Origin of the sequence: Pseudomonas sp. 10C3 (assembly GCF_036346185.1) — a bacterium.
Taxonomy (GTDB): Bacteria; Pseudomonadota; Gammaproteobacteria; order Pseudomonadales; family Pseudomonadaceae; genus Aquipseudomonas.
In genome coordinates this window covers 1-244 of sequence record NZ_JASJVE010000183.1, presented here as the reverse complement: position 1 = coordinate 244, position 244 = coordinate 1, and the positions used below count along the sequence as shown (strand labels likewise).

Here is a 244-nt window from a genome sequence, read left to right as displayed (position 1 = left end):
CGTCTCCGCAGCGCATTGCTTGACCTTTACGCCGCCACCCAGCACCACTCGATTATCGAGCGTCAGGTCGACATCCAGCAGAACATAGTCACCATGTTGGAGAGGCAGCTTTTGTTGGGGTCGGCCTCTAGGTTCGAGTTGAGCCAGGAACAGATCATTCTGGAGCGTGATCGTAGCGACTTGGCTAATAACGAAAAGCTTATGCTGGACGCCAAAGCACTGATTGCTCAGACCATAGGGATTC

1 protein-coding gene is annotated in these 244 nt (G+C 53.3%); it reads left to right on the top strand.

Annotation, left to right across the window (positions count from 1 at the left end):
* The coding region (locus QN399_RS26560; RefSeq protein ID WP_330201971.1) for a TolC family protein at positions 1-244 on the top strand (244 nt) is incomplete at both ends.